Source organism: Clostridium sp. JNZ X4-2, assembly GCF_054889485.1.
In genome coordinates this window covers 1,831,523-1,847,935 of sequence record NZ_CM142685.1, presented here as the reverse complement: position 1 = coordinate 1,847,935, position 16,413 = coordinate 1,831,523, and the positions used below count along the sequence as shown (strand labels likewise).

Annotated in this window: 13 protein-coding genes; 4 read left to right on the top strand and 9 right to left on the bottom strand. The window is 32.5% G+C overall.

What is annotated here, in order from left to right:
* The first annotated feature begins 25 nt into the window (after positions 1–25).
* Positions 26–1,120, top strand: coding sequence for a glycerol dehydrogenase (locus ACYUJ6_RS08920; RefSeq protein WP_461842450.1), 1,095 nt, complete (start codon positions 26–28; stop codon positions 1,118–1,120).
* Between the two features lie 242 nt (positions 1,121–1,362).
* Positions 1,363–2,346 carry a PLL family lectin gene (locus ACYUJ6_RS08915; RefSeq protein ID WP_461842449.1) on the top strand — a complete coding sequence of 328 codons (984 nt, stop codon included), beginning with the start codon at positions 1,363–1,365 and terminating at the stop codon, positions 2,344–2,346.
* 192 nt (positions 2,347–2,538) lie between these two features.
* Here ACYUJ6_RS08915 and ACYUJ6_RS08910 read toward each other — a convergent pair whose 3' ends face one another.
* Positions 2,539–4,161, bottom strand: a complete 1,623-nt coding sequence (locus ACYUJ6_RS08910) for a CsxC family protein (protein WP_461842448.1) — start codon at positions 4,159–4,161, stop codon at positions 2,539–2,541.
* Positions 4,162–4,443: 282 nt separating this feature from the next.
* Entirely contained in the window at positions 4,444–5,385 is a 942-nt protein-coding gene (locus ACYUJ6_RS08905; RefSeq protein ID WP_461842447.1) for a CsxC family protein, read from the bottom strand.
* Between the two features lie 194 nt (positions 5,386–5,579).
* Here ACYUJ6_RS08905 and ACYUJ6_RS08900 point away from each other — a divergent pair, with 194 nt between their 5' ends.
* Positions 5,580–5,870, top strand: coding sequence for a DUF503 domain-containing protein (locus tag ACYUJ6_RS08900; protein WP_461842446.1), 291 nt, complete (start codon positions 5,580–5,582; stop codon positions 5,868–5,870).
* 132 nt (positions 5,871–6,002) lie between these two features.
* Here ACYUJ6_RS08900 and ACYUJ6_RS08895 read toward each other — a convergent pair whose 3' ends face one another.
* The 4 genes from ACYUJ6_RS08895 to ACYUJ6_RS08880 form a co-directional block, all read right to left on the bottom strand.
* Positions 6,003–7,676: a PucR family transcriptional regulator gene (locus tag ACYUJ6_RS08895; protein WP_461842445.1), complete on the bottom strand. Its 1,674-nt coding sequence runs from the start codon at positions 7,674–7,676 to the stop codon at positions 6,003–6,005.
* Positions 7,677–7,792: 116 nt separating this feature from the next.
* On the bottom strand, positions 7,793–8,326 hold the full coding sequence (locus ACYUJ6_RS08890) for a nitroreductase family protein (RefSeq protein ID WP_461842444.1): 534 nt from the start codon (positions 8,324–8,326) through the stop codon (positions 7,793–7,795).
* Between the two features lie 158 nt (positions 8,327–8,484).
* Positions 8,485–9,189 (bottom strand): CAP domain-containing protein, encoded by a 705-nt coding sequence (locus ACYUJ6_RS08885; protein ID WP_461842443.1) that lies wholly within the window; start codon positions 9,187–9,189, stop codon positions 8,485–8,487.
* Positions 9,190–9,448: 259 nt separating this feature from the next.
* Positions 9,449–10,474 carry an aldo/keto reductase gene (locus ACYUJ6_RS08880; RefSeq protein WP_461842442.1) on the bottom strand — a complete coding sequence of 342 codons (1,026 nt, stop codon included), beginning with the start codon at positions 10,472–10,474 and terminating at the stop codon, positions 9,449–9,451.
* 173 nt (positions 10,475–10,647) lie between these two features.
* Here ACYUJ6_RS08880 and ACYUJ6_RS08875 point away from each other — a divergent pair, with 173 nt between their 5' ends.
* The gene (locus tag ACYUJ6_RS08875) at positions 10,648–11,769 is read left to right on the top strand and encodes a THUMP domain-containing class I SAM-dependent RNA methyltransferase (RefSeq protein WP_461842441.1); all 1,122 of its coding nucleotides are present in this window, start codon (positions 10,648–10,650) and stop codon (positions 11,767–11,769) included.
* A 112-nt stretch (positions 11,770–11,881) separates the two neighbouring features.
* Here ACYUJ6_RS08875 and ACYUJ6_RS08870 read toward each other — a convergent pair whose 3' ends face one another.
* The 3 genes from ACYUJ6_RS08870 to ACYUJ6_RS08860 all read right to left on the bottom strand — a co-directional run bounded on the left by ACYUJ6_RS08870 (position 11,882) and on the right by ACYUJ6_RS08860 (position 16,223).
* Complete coding sequence (locus ACYUJ6_RS08870; RefSeq protein ID WP_461842440.1) at positions 11,882–13,327, bottom strand: DEAD/DEAH box helicase; 1,446 nt, start codon at positions 13,325–13,327, stop codon at positions 11,882–11,884.
* A gap of 224 nt (positions 13,328–13,551) precedes the next feature.
* Positions 13,552–15,096: an ABC transporter permease/substrate-binding protein gene (locus tag ACYUJ6_RS08865; protein ID WP_461842439.1), complete on the bottom strand. Its 1,545-nt coding sequence runs from the start codon at positions 15,094–15,096 to the stop codon at positions 13,552–13,554.
* Positions 15,096–16,223, bottom strand: a complete 1,128-nt coding sequence (locus ACYUJ6_RS08860) for a betaine/proline/choline family ABC transporter ATP-binding protein (RefSeq protein ID WP_461842438.1) — start codon at positions 16,221–16,223, stop codon at positions 15,096–15,098. The genes ACYUJ6_RS08865 and ACYUJ6_RS08860 overlap by 1 nt, the downstream gene beginning before the upstream one ends.
* Positions 16,224–16,413: the final 190 nt, after the last annotated feature.

Below are 16,413 nucleotides of genomic sequence, written 5' to 3'. Positions count from 1 at the left end.
ATACTGAGGAAAGGATGTTTTATTTATGGCAATATTAAAATTGTTAAGGGCTCCATTAAAGTATATACAAGGTAAAGGGGCATTGCTGAATTTTTATGAAGAAACCAAGGATTTAGGATCATCATATTTATTTATCTGCAGTAGAAGCGGATATAAGAATTCCCATGCAAAAATCGAAAAGAGTTTTGAAAAAACGGACTGCAAGCTGCATTTTGAAATATTTAAAGGTATCAGTTCTAATGGAGAAATTGAAAAAATGAGGGAAATTGTAAGAAAAGAACAAATTAAAGTGATTGTAGGTATTGGAGGAGGATCTGCCATTGATACTGCCAAGGCAACTGCTTATTATGAGAAATGTCCTGTGACCATTGTTCCTACAGTTACAGCCACTGATGCACCTTGTACTGGACTTTCGGTTATATATAATGATGATGGTACCTTTGACAAATACTTATTTTATCCGAAAAATCCAGAAGCTGTAATCGTAGACAGTGAAGTTATTGCAAATGCTCCTGTAAAGTTTCTTGTAGCAGGAATGGGCGATGCACTGGGCACATATTTTGAGGCTAGAGCCTGCATCAGAACTGATTCACCAAGTCTGGAAAATGGAGGTATAGCATTGTCGGCTATGGCTCTATGCCAGCTATGTTATAAGACTTTGCTCAAATCTGGTTACCAGGCAAAATTATCTTGTGAAAAGCATTTGATAACACCGGCTTTGGAAGCTGTAATCGAAGCCAATGTATATTTAAGCGGAGTAGGTGCTGACAATGGTGGATTGGCAGTTGCTCATTCTGTATATAATGGATTTACAGCATTGAAAGAGTGTGAGAAGAGTATGCATGGTTCTTTAGTTGCATTTGGTACCATTGTGCAGCTTATTCTGGAAAGTGCTCCTAGGGAAGAAATAAAAGAAGTTATGGATTTTTGTTATAGTGTAGGCCTTCCAATCACCTTAAAAGAGGTTGGTGTAATGGATGAGGAAAGAGTCCATATAGCTGCAAAAAAAGCGTGTGTGCCTGGTGAAACAATTCATCATCTGGCAGGTGACGTGACCCCGAATCAACTGTATGATGCCATATTGACAGCTGATTTATTAGGCCAGGAGTATTTTAAATAATAAATTGTTTTTTATTGTTTATGTGGAGTTATCTATGTGAAGATATATTGTAAATGGATTAAGGAAGGGCAGAGATGTCCTTCCTTAAATGTTTCTCTGAAAATTGTTGAATTAATGTTTTAAGTTAAAGCAGAATTTATATTTTAAATTAAGAACGCTATTTTTGTAACATTTTCTAATTTTACCCATACAATATAATTGGTAATTATTTAAGCAGGAACAAGAATACAAGGAGGTTCCTAATGTATAATAATGAATTTTTCCGTTGCCCCTATTGCTCTGGTGAAGCTGTTTGTCCTTTTTTAAATAAAAGGATGAGGAACTTTTATAATCCTGGATATTATAATGATTCTGAAGACTTAAGATCCTTTTATGAAGAAGATTATAGAAATATGGTCGTTCCTCCAATTTTAACTAGCAGATGGAGCAGGTGGGAGGATCTGGGAGGGAATTTGACTTCAGCACCTGCTGTTTCATCCTGGGCACCTAACAGGCTGGATACTTTTGTAAGAGGCACAGATAATGCTCTTTGGCATAAATGGTGGAATGGATCCAGGTGGAGTGACTGGCAAAGTCTGGGAGGTACATTGACTTCAGCACCTGCTGCTGTATCATGGGGTAATAATAGAATTGACGTATTTGTAAGAGGTACAGATAATGCCATGTGGCATATATTCTGGAATGGTTCTCGCTGGAGTGGCTGGGAAAGCCTGGGGGGTACATTGACTTCAGCACCTGCCGTTTCATCCTGGGCACCTAACAGGCTGGATACTTTTGTAAGAGGTACAGATAATGCTCTTTGGCATAAATGGTGGAACGGATCCAGGTGGAGTGACTGGGAAAGCCTTGGAGGTACATTGACTTCAGCACCTGCTGCCGTGTCGTGGGGTAATAATAGAATTGATGTATTTGTGCGTGGACAAGGTAATCGATTATATCATCTATGGTGGAATGGATCCAGATGGAGTTCATGGGAGGATCTCAGAGGGAGATTGACTTCAGGTCCCGCAGCTTCTTCGAGAAGAGCAAATAGACTCGAGGTGTTTGCAAGAGGATCAAATAACCAATTGATTACAATGTCATGGAATGGAGCCAGATGGAGTAATTGGCAGGGTATAGGTGGAAACATAACTTCTGAACCAGCTGCGGTATCCTGGGGACCAAACAGAACGGATGTATTTGCTAGAGGAACAAACAATGCCATGTGGCATATTTATAGAAATTAGATCTAAAAGATATTGTTAAGTAAAAGCCTTAATTACCTTCTATTGGGAACTAGGGCTTTTACTATTTGTAAAATACTTTATTAACTTTAATTATGATTGCACACAATTCTTTCTTAATTAAAAATTAGGCAATAATATAGCCATAAGTTGTGTCTTAATCCATTAACTCTTACGGCTATTAACTAAATTGCCTTATTTCAAAATTTCCACATCCTGATTTTGCAGTAGTTTTATTGTCAAAAGCAATACTACTTTTTCAGTTATGATATGGAATCCCTGATCTAAAGATAATTTACAATTCTCATTTTCTGGGTTTTCAAGAATGTCGGTTTCAGTAATTTCTGAATTTATTAGTTCACAGAATACTTCTTCATTAAATAACTCAGTTGATCTAAAATTTTGTTCATGAATATCTGAGCCCAGCAGATATTCTTTGCAGGAATCACAAGTTTTAATGTTGTTTTCTGACATATCCACTTTATCTTGAGAGACAGAAGATACAAGTTTAGGGGGAGTTTTGAATGTGACTCTAGTAGTACACTTAAAAGGTACTTTAACTGCAGCATGTTTTAATTTACCTTTTAATCTTATCTCATCCACATATTCCTTTGTAGTGTATTCAATATTTTTCCTAATAAAACCATTTATAAATAATATTCCGGTATCAGGCTTGTGACTTTCACAGTCGGGAATAAGTTTACATTGGTTTAAATATACATTTTTTTTGATATCTTTAATTTCTAGTATAGAATCCTCCAGTTTAAGGGAAGATTCAATATTAATGATTACTTTACATTCTGTTATTACTACTGGAGCTTTTATTATTACAGGTCCCTTAGTAACTTGGGAAGTATGAGGAATGTTTTCACAAATCGGCAATGTTTCCGAGATAACAGTTGTTTTATGGTTTTCAATGGTAATGTTTTCTGGATTAGTATCTTCCAAAGTATTACTTTCTAAGACGGTATCTTCTGAATCGGCAATTTCCAAAGTATTGTTTTCTAAAACGGTGTTTTCTGAATCAGCAATTTCCAAAGCACTGTTTTCTAAGACGGTGTTTTCTGAATCGGCAATTTCCAAAGTATTGTTTTCTAAGACGGTGTTTTCTGAATCGGCAATTTCCAAAGTATTGTTTTCTAAGACGGTGTTTTCTGAATCAGCAATTTCCAAAGTATTGTTTTCTAAGACGGTATTTTCTGAATCAGCAATTTCCAAAGCACTGTTTTCTAAGACGGTGTTTTCTGAATCATAACTTTCTGAAATATTACTTTCTGGGAGAATGTTTTCTACATCAGCACTTTTTAGACTGCCATTTTCTATATCAGCATTTTTCAAGTAAGCATAGTCCCTATTTTGTGAAATATTATAATTTATATATTGTTGGTTTTGAGCATCACAATAATTTTTATATGGATCACTATACTCTACAATTTTATAATGTTCAGGTGTTAAAAGTTCTTTATAATAATGTTTTTTTGAATGATGACGATGCCCTTTGCAGCGGGTTTTATCATATCTTCTATTATGTGTATCATCAAGTTCTCTTTCAACATATTTTTTGTCATGGTGTCTTTTATGGTGTTTCTCATTATGTTTTCTGATATGTTCATCATGATGTGTTTTTTTACCATGTTCATCATCATGGTGTCTTTTATGGTGTTTCTCATTATGTTTTCTGATATGTTCATCATCATGTGTTTTTTTACCATGTTCTTCGTCATGGTGTCTTTTATGATGTCTTTCATTATGCCTATCATCATAATCTTTTTCAGGATGATCTTTATTATATTGTCTTGAATGGTATGTTCTCCCCATAATTTATCCGCTCCTTAAAAATATTGTAAATTGAAGTACTTGAAAGATATAATTATTTATAAATTGATTTAGCTATAGATACTTTTGGATTAATAATATTTTTTATAAAATTAAGTGGTATAGTAAATTGAGTAATACAATAAATAGAAGAGCAATTAGGTATGTACCAATATTTATCCTGTCTTAAAAACAGATCCAAAACCTCTCTTAAGCAAGCTTTGGATCTTCAGTATATAAATTAGTTGACATTAAAAGAACGATAATATTATTAAGTTTCTAGCCTTAACAATCTTTTTCTTTAGGCCATGGATCATTTGAGTCAGACGGTTCGTATACAGGACATTTAGGAGCAGAAATAGCATATTTTTCAGATGGCTTTTCAGGTGCATTTTTAGGCAATCCCAGTGAATTAATTCTTACTTGTTGTTTTTGTAATACTTTTAAAGTCAAATCTATTACTATCTTTTCAGTGAATTTACGGAATTCTTGCTCCGTAGGATCTTCATAGAACTTATTATTTATTGGAGTTGGATATTTATGAATATCAACTTCAGTAATACATGTCTTTACTAATTCACAGAAAGGTTTCTCATTAAATATTTCTGTATTAGTGAAACTTTGATCGCAAGGATCACGTCCAATTACAGGATCTGCACAAACATCGCAGCTTCTAAGATTATCTGTAAAGTATTGTAATTCTTGTGAATTAGGATTATTACAGAAGAAAGGTTCCCTAAGGAAATTAACTCTAGTAGTACAATTAAAAGGTACTTTAACTGTACAGTGCCTTATATCTCCACATATATTTTTTCTGTCATTGCTTATACACCTTTCTGTTGCATATTCAATATTTTTTCTCACAAAACCAGATATATATAATATACCAGTACCAGACTTCTTGTCATGGGAGAATGGGATAAGGCGGCATTGAGTTAAATATACATTCTTCTTAATACGTTTTATTTCTATGGCTTCGTTGTCTAATGTGATGGTAGCTTCAACTGGAATCGTTATATTTGTCTCTGCTAGTATAACTGGAATTTTAACAAATGCATCTCCATATGGAATTACATTAGGTTTTACATAAACTTGATCACACATACCTTCAGTTTTAGCTGTAACAGCTGCACAGGATCCAGCAGCATCTTGAGTACAAGCTAATCCATCAGGATTATTATCTGTATAAACGTCATTTTTTTGTGTTGATTCATATATATCATTCATGAATAATGTTATCCTCCTTTTTATCTAACAAAAATATAATTTAGTGAATGTTAATTCTGTCAGGTTCTAATATATATTATTCAGGCTTATGTTTTTTGTTACAGGACTTAATTGATAAGAAGGATTTGTTTTGATATAATGATTCAAAATATATAATATAGATTTGATTTTCAAGAGAAGGGGAATGAAAATATATGAAAGTACTTCTTATGAAGATTACCCTGAGAGCAATATGGGTACATTCATTGAAAGAGAAGAGAATGGTTGTGAAAAGTATAATTCAAAAATTAAAAAACAAGTTTAACATATCGGTAGCTGAAGTGGATAAACAAGATATTCATCAAATGATAGTTATAGGTATTGCAGGTATATGCGGAAGTTCGGCACAAATGGATTCTATAATGGAGAATATTATAAATTTTACAGAATGTAATACTGATGCAGAAATAATTGATATTCAAAAAGAAGATATTAGAAATATTTAGATTTTTTATTCTAAGGCTACCACTGCTGACACATAAATTTTTCAGAATACTGGATGGTAAGCAATGATACGTATCTGGATAGGTTTTTCTATTTTTTTAGATAGTTTATTGTCAATAGTGGTAGTAGGTCAATTATTCAATATTAAGCGACTCTTCATTTTCCAATAGCTTTAATATTTTGATTCCTATTTCAATATTTAATCTATCATAATAATTTTCAAGATCAATTTTACATATTTTATTTATTTTTTCGAGACGATATAATATGGTTTTATAGTGTATAAACAGTTTCTGTGCAGCTTTAGAAGCATTACAATTACATTGCAAATAAATTTCCAGGGTTTTAAAAAGCTGTGAGTTATGGATTTTATCATGGTGTTTTAAGTTTATTATTTCTTCAGGTATAGTTTCAATGAGGGAATTTTTGTCTTCAATTTTACTGAGTAATCTTAGAACTCCTAAATCTTTAAATTCAATAATGGAATCCTTTCCATAAATTGTAACACCAAGTGAAATTGCATCTTTTGCTTCCTTGTAACTTTTGTATATTAATTTCAGGTTTTCAGCTGGACTGCCTATTCCAACTATCATAGAAGTTTCCATAAATTTTTTGACAATATCTTTCTGTATGGATTTGCAAGCTTTTTTAATGGTTAGAAGGGTATTATCCGTATACCTTTTATGTAAAGGCCATAGTGCTATTATGGAATTGCTAAGCCGGCCGACTACACTATAAGAGTTAACATTATGAATACTTTTTGACAGCTGAGTGTAAATTTTATCATGCTTTTGTTCAAGACTGGTTTTTTCATTATTTAAATCATAATTAAGGCTATTTATAAGTTCAAATATTATTACTATATACGTATTATCAGTATTTAGTCCAATTAACCTTGCACGTTCAAAAATTAAACCATGTCTGTCTATTTTATTATTTATTAAATCATAAATTAAATTGTTTATAAATTTTTCTTCGATAGTTTTGCGTTCAATCCTTTTTTTCATTTCCAGCAATGTGGCAGTTGCAGCAATTTCTAAAATAAAATAATCATTAGTTCTTAGAGTATGCTTTAATTCAAATACGCACAAATATCCTTCTGTCTTATCTCCAATGGTTATTGGGAATAATATTTCCTTAACATCTTTGTATTGTACATTTTCAATTTCGATATTTATTTTCTGAGTTATATAATAGAGATAATTTAAGTCTTCTCTTGTAGAAGTGCTGTTAACTTCAAAAAAAGTGTTGAAGGGGGAATCCGTTGTTGCAATACATTTATAGTCAACATCATATACTGCTACAGGGTTTCCTACTATTTTCTTAAAGTAGTTGATAATAGCATCAATACCTTTGCTTTTTAAGCCCAGATGGGAAAATGTACTATATATTTTATGCATGTCTCTATAATTTTTAAAATGATTTTCATTAACTTTAGCTGCTAAAAAATATATAAAATCAGATATTTTCACATTTGGAATTACATATACTATTGGAAAATTAAATTCAACTCCTATTTCTGTAAATTCATTTAGAATATTAAAAGCTTTAATATAATGTTTACTGTTATAAATTATCATATTCATGCTTTTTTTAGATAACTTTTCAATTAAGTTTCTTAACTCCTGATTTTTCATAGAAAAGTTATCTAAATCTAATACAAATAATCCACCGTCAACCCATTTTTCCGAAGGAATGTTATTATGAAAAATACCTGTTATAAAATCATTAAAATTATTTTTTCCTGATATAATTTTATATTCATCTATAATATTGTTTTTAATCAAGTATGATAATGTGTTAATCAATTTATTCATCCCTTTTGGTAAAAAAATTTTAATTGTTTGTTATATATGGAATATGACAAAAATACAAAAAATCCTGTTATTTTTCAGGATAATAGATATTGGAGTAACTTGTATTATCAAAAAGAATATTTATCAGCATAGTTGTCAAGATATACTTTCCCATATTGAAGCTTTTCAAGATCTGCAGGGGATGGAGTTTGAGCGGCATATCCTATTGAAATTATGGATAGTACATTTATGTTTGAAGGTATGTTTAAAATCTGGCGTACATAATCTTCTGAGGTTATATTATCATTGTATTTTCTATTTCTAACTTGAATCCAGCATGATCCCAGTCCTTCAGCTTCAGCCGTTATGTGCATTAGAACGGACGCTATAGAGGCATCTTCAATCCAAACATCACTTAATTCGGAATTTCCAAGGACAACTATTCCTAAAGCTGCATTTTTTAAAAAAGCTGCGCCTGGTTTTGTAAAAGAGAGTTTTTGTAATTTAGCTTTATCTTCAACAACTATAAATTCCCAAGGCTTGGAGTTCTTTGAAGAAGGGGACAATAACCCGCTTTGAATTATTTTAATGATTTTTTCCTTTTGAATTTTTTGAGAAGTATATTTTCTAATACTTCTCCTCTTTTTTAATAATTCTAACAATTTTTATACCTCCTATACATTTTTATTAATTTTACCACTAAAACAGGAAAAAAAATATATCAATTAAGGATAAAAACAGTGAAAGTTAAATTTTCAGTTATAAGTAAAGCCGAGAATAAACTCTATATTCTCGGCTTTATGTGAATATTTAAATGTAGTTATTTACCAGGGTTTATAAACATCTGAACCCAATATGGAGTTCCATTTTTATCTTTAGCAACTCCAACTCCAATTTCTGTAAAATTAGAATTTAATATGTTTGCTCTATGACCTGAAGAATTCATCCATGCATTCATTACTTCAGCAGGAGTCTTCTGACCATATGCTATGTTTTCACCTGCAGCTGTATAGCTGATACCAAATTTTTTCATCATATCAAAAGGTGAACCATAAGTAGGTGAAGTATGACTGAAATAGTTTTTATCAATCATATCCTGGGCTTTCGCTGTGGCCACTTTAGATAATTCAGCATTGGCCTTAAGTGGAGTTAGTCCATTTTTACTTCTCTCCACATTAACTAATTTTATTACTTCATTTGCTTCTGTGCTTATAGTAGAAGCTTGTCCACTATTTTGTGCTGGTTTTACAGGTGTAGTATTAGATTTTGTACTAGCTGCAGGCTTTGTAGTATTTGCAGGTAATTTGGCAGCACACGTAGTGTTGTTTCCAGCTGCCTTTTTTGAAGTAACAATTTTTAAGTCTTTAAGCTGAGGATATTTAGCTCCAATATCTTTTAACAACGTCTGTTGATTTACTGAAGCAGGGCAGGCAGTTCCGGCTGCTTTTGCCATAGTAGGCATGATAGTTGGTATAGTACCAGCAATAACTAGTGCTGCAATTATTGATTTAATTCTTTTATTCATAAAATGAACCCCCAAAAGTTTTGATTTGTAAGAAATTATATTAAATTTATATGTATAAATTATTTAATATAATTTTAGTGTAGCTTTTTATATATTAAAAAACTTATTTTAGAGTATAAATAATAAATATGAACATTATGTCGCTATTCTGTAAATGCAGTAAAAACATTTCAAAAAATTCTCAAAACATTTTGGTAATGAAGGTCCATATTTCAATATAAACATAAATTTAAATATAAATTTAGAAAGATATGCCTAATCAGTCATTTTTGTGCTCATAATAAAACTTTTTATAGTTTTCAAGTTCTCTTTTTAAAAGATTTGGAGTGTCTAGTTTATATGGGCAGTGGTTTTTACAGTGTCCACATTCTATACAATTATTTATCAGCTCCATTTTTTCTTTGAAATCATCTTTCATGAAATCTTTGTATGGAGATCTTCCCAAGAGCAGAGTTATTCTTGCAGAGGTAGGAATATCAATTCCAGCAGGACATGGAAGGCAATATCCGCAGCCACGGCAGAAATTTCCAGCTAATTCAGAACGATCCTTGTTTATAATGGCCCACATGGATTCATCCAGTATTGGTGGCTTTTTTTCAAGGGCAATAAATTCATCTAATTCAGATTCCCTTTGTATACCCCATATGGGTACAACATTGTTGAACTGTCTTAAAAACGCAAATGTGGATGCAGCATTGGTTATAAGTCCTCCTGAAAGGGCTTTCATTGCAATGACTCCAATATCTCTTTTTTTGCATTCTGTTATGAGTTTTAAATCATTGTCTGCAGATAGGGAGCTTAGAGGAAACTGGATGGTATCATATAGCTCAGAGTTTGCGGCCTCTACAGCATTATCTATTCTATGATTTGTAATTCCTAAAAAGCGGGTCATACCTCGTTTTTTGGCTTCCAGAAGACCAGCATAAAGTCCTTCAGGATCTTCAGGGTCGGGTAGTTCATCAGGATTATGTAACTGGATAATATCTACATAATCTGTTTTTAAATTTTTTAGACTTGTCTCTAAATGTTTCAGTAAAGTTTTTTTATCTTTTGCATGACTTTTAGTAGATATTATAATATCTTTTCGCACATCTGCAAGAGAATAGCCTATTTTTTCTTCACTATCAGAGTACATTCTTGCAGTATCAAAAAAGTTTATCCCATTGTCATAGGCTTTACGTAGAATCTTTTTGGCTTCCTCAAAGGAAACTCTTTGTATGGGTAAAGCACCAAAACCGCTTCTTGTCACCATTAAATTTGTTCTTCCCAATCTTATTTTATCCATAATAACACCTCCGAGTATTCTTATAATTTTACATTTAATTATATACTAAAATCAGACAGCTGGTAACATAAAATAGAATGTGTTTATATTATTTTATATTTTTAATTTATGTATTATAATTATTAGGTTAGATGAAAAGAATATGAATATTTCAAAGTATGTAGGAGGACAAAATGGAGTATACATTAATTGCAACATCAACATTTGGATTGGAATCCATAGTTGCCAGAGAGCTTAAGAATCTTGGATATGAGGATTTAAGGATTGAAAATGGAAGAGTCATCTTTCAGGGAGATGAGATGGATATAGTTACTTGTAATCTATGGCTCAGAACTGCAGACAGGGTGCTTATAAGAATGGCGGAATTCAAGGCGGAGAGCTTTGAGGAGCTTTTTCAGGGGACACTTTCTGTGGAGTGGGGAAGTTTAATGCCTGAGGATGCATTCATGCATGTAACGGGAAAATCTATAAAATCAAAGCTGCACAGTGTACCTGACTGTCAGTCCATAGTTAAAAAAGCCGTAGTTGAATCCATGAAAAATAAATATAATATAGGAAGGTTTGAGGAGACTGGAGCGGAGTATAAAATAGAAGTTGGCATTTTAAAAGATGTGGTTACATTGACAGTGGATACATCAGGCGAGGGACTGCATAAAAGAGGATATAGGAAGAATTCAGGGGAAGCACCTATAAAGGAAACCTTAGCAGCGGCTATGGTACTGTTAAGCAAATGGGAGCCTTCCAGTGTGCTTGCAGATCCCATGTGCGGTTCTGGAACCATTGCCATTGAGGCCGCATTAATAGGGAAGAACATAGCTCCAGGACTAAATAGAAGTTTTGTTTCAGAACAGTGGAATATAATTCCCCAGGATTTATGGAGGGATTTGAGAAAATTTGCTTTAAACTCTATAAATAATAATGAATTTAGAATTCTGGCATCGGATATAGATGGAAGAGTAATCAGAACTGCCATGAACAATGCGGAAAAGGCAGGAGTGCAGGATTATATAGCATTTCAAAAAATGCCGGTACAGAAGTTCAGTTCAAAGAAGAGCTGCGGTTTTATAATAAGCAATCCCCCTTATGGAGAAAGACTGGGGGAAAGGGAAGAAGCTGAAAAACTGTATGAGGATATGGGCAGGGTATTTTCAGAACTTAAAGACTGGAATTATTTTATAATAACAGCTCATGACAAATTTGAAGAGCATTTTGGGAAAAAGTCTGACAAGAACAGAAAACTTTATAACGGAAGATTGAAATGCTATTATTATCAGTATTTTAATAGTGTCAAGTGATTCTTGGATTCAGAGGGAGTTTTATCACAAACATAAAAAAATATGCCTGCTGCCTGAAATAACCAGAAGGGATTGGCAGGATCCCCTCAATGTAAATGCGGGGTGAACAAATTTATTTCATTGCTTTTTCAGCTCTTATTGTTTTGCCTTTTATAGTTTTGTTCTGAAGTGCCTTGAGAACTATATCACCCTTACCGGATAGAATGTTTACATAGGAAAAATTATCCTCTATGTCTATTATACCTACGTCATCAGGATTTACTCCCTTTATACTTGATATAGTTCCAGCTATGTCGCCAGGCCTTATTTTTTTCTTTTTCCCTGCACTTATATATATTTTTGTCATATCTTTATTTATATATCTGGAGCTGTAATTTTTTAATTTTGGTCCGGCTTTTAATTTTTCATTGAATAATTTTTTACCTGTTTCAACTTCTTCTTTTGATGGAATTTTACCTTCTTCAATGTTTAGATTAAAAAATTCACCTATTTTTTCTAAAAATATATATTCTTTAGGAGTAACAAATGTTATGGCAATTCCTCTATTTCCTGCCCGGCCTGTTCTTCCAATCCTGTGAATATAGCTTTCTTTTTCCATAGGTATGTCATAATTTATGATATGTGTTATATTTTCAACGTCTATTCCACGGGCTGCTATATCCGTACATATAAGGAAAATGAATTCTCCTCTTTTAAATCTTTTAGTTACATCAATTCTCTTAGATTGAAGCATTCCCCCATGGAGGCCGCTGCAGGGGTAGCCTTTATCTTTCATCTGTAATACCAAGTCATCTACATTTTTCTTAGTTCTGCAAAATATCATGGCGCTGTCAGGTTTCTCAGTATATATTATTTTATTTAACAAATCAAATTTTTCAGGTGCTTCAACTTCATAGTATAGCTGCTTGATTCTGATTACCGCAGAGTTTTCGGACTTAATGTCTATATTAATTGGATTATCCATATACCTGTTAAATAATTCCAGCATTTCTTCAGGTATAGTTGCAGAAAAGAGAAGAGTCAGTCTATTTTTAGGAAGAGCATTTATTATAAGTTTAACTTGATCTATAAATCCCATATCCAGCATTTCATCTGCCTCATCTATGACTAAATATTTTATTTTTTTAAGATTTAAAGTATTTCTCTTTATATGATCCATTATTCTTCCGGGAGTTCCAACTACAACATGAACTCTTTGTTTAAGTTTTCTTATTTGAACCGTTATGGGTTCTTTGCCAAATACGGCAGTGCAGTTTATTCTTTTGAACTTTCCTATGTTTGAGAAGTCCTCCATTGTCTGAAGGGCAAGTTCTCTTGTAGGAGTGAGCACCATTACCTGAGGAAGTTTTTCCTCTAATTCTATTTTATGGCAGATTGGTATGGCAAAAGCTGCAGTTTTTCCACTGCCGGTTTCGGATTTTATTATAATATCTTTATTTTTTAGAATGAGTGGAATAACTTTTTCCTGAACTTCAGATGGATTTTCATATCCTAATTTTTTTATTGATTCCAATATGTCTGAATCTAGTCCAAAATCATTAAAGCTTAATTTATTCATATTATTTTGACCCCTTATGTTTTAATACTACTATAATACTATTATATATTCATAATGTATAGGGAAACTTATTGGAGCATACCATACCGGGTAGTTTCAAACTGCACATATTATTATAAAAGTAAATGAGGAAATAGATGAAGCTATTTGGACTTTTTACTTTCAAGCTATTCACAGCAATTTAAAAAGTCGCTGTGAACAGCTCATTGAAGATATATTAATTTCTATTTTATCAAATTGTGTTCTCTTAAAAACTGATCAGCAACTGTCTCTGGTTTTTGCCCCAGACTATCCACTTTATAATTCAATTCCATCATGGTTTCATCATTTATCTTTCCACTTAATTTATTTAAAATTCCCTCAAGTTCAGGATGTTTCTTTAAGGTTTCTTCTCTTACTATAGGTACGGCATAATAGGGTGGAAATATTTTCTTATCATCTTTTAAGACTTTTAAGTTAAATTGCTTAAGCAGTCCATCTGTAGAGAAAGCATCAATTACATCTGCTTTATTTTGATTTAGAGCAGTATATCTAAGCCCTCCGTCTACGGCATTTACTTCCTTGAAATTAGCTCCATATACACTTTTAAGTGGTTTCATTGTATCCGATCTTTCTGTAAACTCCATTGTGGGGCTTAAACGCAAATCACCACTTATCCTTGAAAGGTCGGATATGGTGTTTAAATTGTATTTACTAGCAGTATCCTGAGATACGGCCAGAGTATAAGTATTATTGAATCCAATGGGGTTAAGCCATTCTATACCAAGGTTTTCAGCATAGTAATTTTTAACTGTACTATATACCTTATTGGGATCTTGAATTAAACCGTGTTTCATTACATCCATGAGTCCGGTACCTGTATATTCTACACTTACATCTACATTTCCAGATTTCATGGCACTGAGTACTACACTTGTCCCACCTAAATTGGGTTTGTAATCCACTTTTATATTACTATTATTTTCAATAAGTTCTCCCACCATGTCTACTAATATGATCTGCTCTGTATAGTTCTTTCCTCCAACTACTATTTTATTTTTTGAAGTCTTATAATAAAATATTGAACCGGCAGCTATTATGATACAAAGCAGGGCAGCAATTGCTCTTTTATATTTCGGTGATATTTTCTTCTTTTTTCTTTTTGTTGCTGATTTCTCAATCTTGCCAATTAAAAAGTCTATAGCAAGTGCCAGTATACATGCTGGTATTGCCCCCGCAAGTATCATATTATTGTTAACGCTTTGGACGCCTGTAAATACCATATACCCCAGGCCGCCGGCTCCTATGAATGCAGCTATGGTCATCAGTCCAACGGCTGTAACTGCAGATATTCTTATACCGGCCATTATTACAGGGAGAGCAAGGGGCAGCTTCACAATTTTCAGAATCTGTGATTCTGTCATTCCCATTCCATGAGCAGATTCTATGATATTGGAATCTATACCTATAAGTCCAGTATAGGTGTTTTTTATAATGGGAAGCAGTGAATATAAAATTACCATTACAATGGCCGGCTTGCTTCCGATACCTAGAATGGGAATTAAAAATCCTAGAAGAGCCAAACTTGGAATCGCCTGTACTACATTTGCAATACCTATTACAGCTGAAGATAATTTCTTTTTCTTTTCTATAAGTATTCCTAAAGGTACCCCTATCAATATGGCTATAACAACTGACAATAAAGTCAATTCGATATGCTGCAAAAAAAGCTGCAATATTTGACCTGATCTGCTTGCTAAAAAATTACAAAATTCTATAATGAAATTCATTAAATACCCTCCTCATCATTTAAAAATTGAGTACTTAACACTGTTATAAGACTACTTCTAGTAATAAGCCCCACCAATTTGCTTTTGTTGTTTAAAACAGGTACATATCCTATTTTATTATCATTTATCTCCTGAAGTACATCAACTATGCTGTCTTCTTCAGATACTGTAAATACATCTTCTTCCATTATATTTTTTAATCTCAGTGTTTTGTCCATACTTTTTCTTATATCTTTAAAGGTTACTATTCCAAGAAGTGTTAAATTTTTATCTACCACCATAAGACTGTCTACTTTGTTTGCCCTCATTATTTCTACTGCTTGAACTATGGTTCTCTCTGAATTGGTCATTACCGGATTGGTTATCATTATATCCTTTGCTTTTATAAATTCTGGTTTATTCCAGATCCTGTTTTTACCTATAAATTCTTCTACAAAGCCATGAGATGGATTTTTTAATATTTTTTCAGGAGTATCAAATTGGAGTATGTTGCCATCTTTCATTATGCATATTCTGTCTCCAAGCTTTATTGCCTCATCCATATCATGGGTTACAAATACTATAGTCTTTTTTAACTGCTGCTGGAGATTGAATAATTCATCTTGAAGCTGGTTCCTGCTTATAGGATCAAGAGCACTAAAAGGTTCATCCATAAGTACTATATCCGGATTCATGGCAAATGCTCTTGCTACTCCTACTCTCTGCTGCTGTCCGCCGCTGAGCTCATTGGGATATCTGTCCAAGAATTCATTTGGATTCATGCCAATCATGTCTAAAAGTTCAACAGTTCTATGTTCTATCTTATTTTCAGACCATTTTTGAAGCCTTGGTATCAATGTTATATTCTCCCGTATTGTCATATGGGGAAAGAGACCGGTTTGTTGAATTACATATCCCATATTTCTTCTAAGGTTTATAGTATCTTCTTCCTTTATATTTTTATTATTTACAAAGATATCACCAGAAGTGGGTGTTATAAGTTTGTTTATCATTTTTAAAGTGGTTGTTTTTCCACATCCGCTTGGGCCAATGATTACTGCCAATTCACCTTTGTGAATTTTCAAATTTATATTGTTCAACACTACTTTGTTCTTAAAAGACTTATTTACATCTTTAAACTCTATCATAAATCATCCTCCGTTTCATTAAATGCGATTTTTATTATTTGTGGAATACAAATTACTGAAATTTAGAAACTCTATAGACATATATAAGAATTGGTATTAAAAGCTGTAGTATAATAACTTTTAATAAGTTATTAAATAAGCATATTTAATTATTGGATAATTTTATATATTTAATAATTTGACTAATTTA

What these genes read in the sequence shown, in the direction of transcription:
- ACYUJ6_RS08905 (WP_461842447.1), bottom strand. Translation starts at nt 5,385, where the DNA reads ATGAATGATATATATGAATCAACACAAAAAAATGACGTTTATACAGAT.
- ACYUJ6_RS08920 (WP_461842450.1), top strand. Translation starts at nt 26, where the DNA reads ATGGCAATATTAAAATTGTTAAGGGCTCCATTAAAGTATATACAAGGT.
- ACYUJ6_RS08885 (WP_461842443.1), bottom strand. Translation starts at nt 9,189, where the DNA reads ATGAATAAAAGAATTAAATCAATAATTGCAGCACTAGTTATTGCTGGT.
- ACYUJ6_RS08915 (WP_461842449.1), top strand. Translation starts at nt 1,363, where the DNA reads ATGTATAATAATGAATTTTTCCGTTGCCCCTATTGCTCTGGTGAAGCT.
- ACYUJ6_RS08860 (WP_461842438.1), bottom strand. Translation starts at nt 16,223, where the DNA reads ATGATAGAGTTTAAAGATGTAAATAAGTCTTTTAAGAACAAAGTAGTG.
- ACYUJ6_RS08880 (WP_461842442.1), bottom strand. Translation starts at nt 10,474, where the DNA reads ATGGATAAAATAAGATTGGGAAGAACAAATTTAATGGTGACAAGAAGC.
- ACYUJ6_RS08875 (WP_461842441.1), top strand. Translation starts at nt 10,648, where the DNA reads ATGGAGTATACATTAATTGCAACATCAACATTTGGATTGGAATCCATA.
- ACYUJ6_RS08910 (WP_461842448.1), bottom strand. Translation starts at nt 4,161, where the DNA reads ATGGGGAGAACATACCATTCAAGACAATATAATAAAGATCATCCTGAA.
- ACYUJ6_RS08900 (WP_461842446.1), top strand. Translation starts at nt 5,580, where the DNA reads ATGAAAGTACTTCTTATGAAGATTACCCTGAGAGCAATATGGGTACAT.
- ACYUJ6_RS08870 (WP_461842440.1), bottom strand. Translation starts at nt 13,327, where the DNA reads ATGAATAAATTAAGCTTTAATGATTTTGGACTAGATTCAGACATATTG.
- ACYUJ6_RS08865 (WP_461842439.1), bottom strand. Translation starts at nt 15,096, where the DNA reads ATGAATTTCATTATAGAATTTTGTAATTTTTTAGCAAGCAGATCAGGT.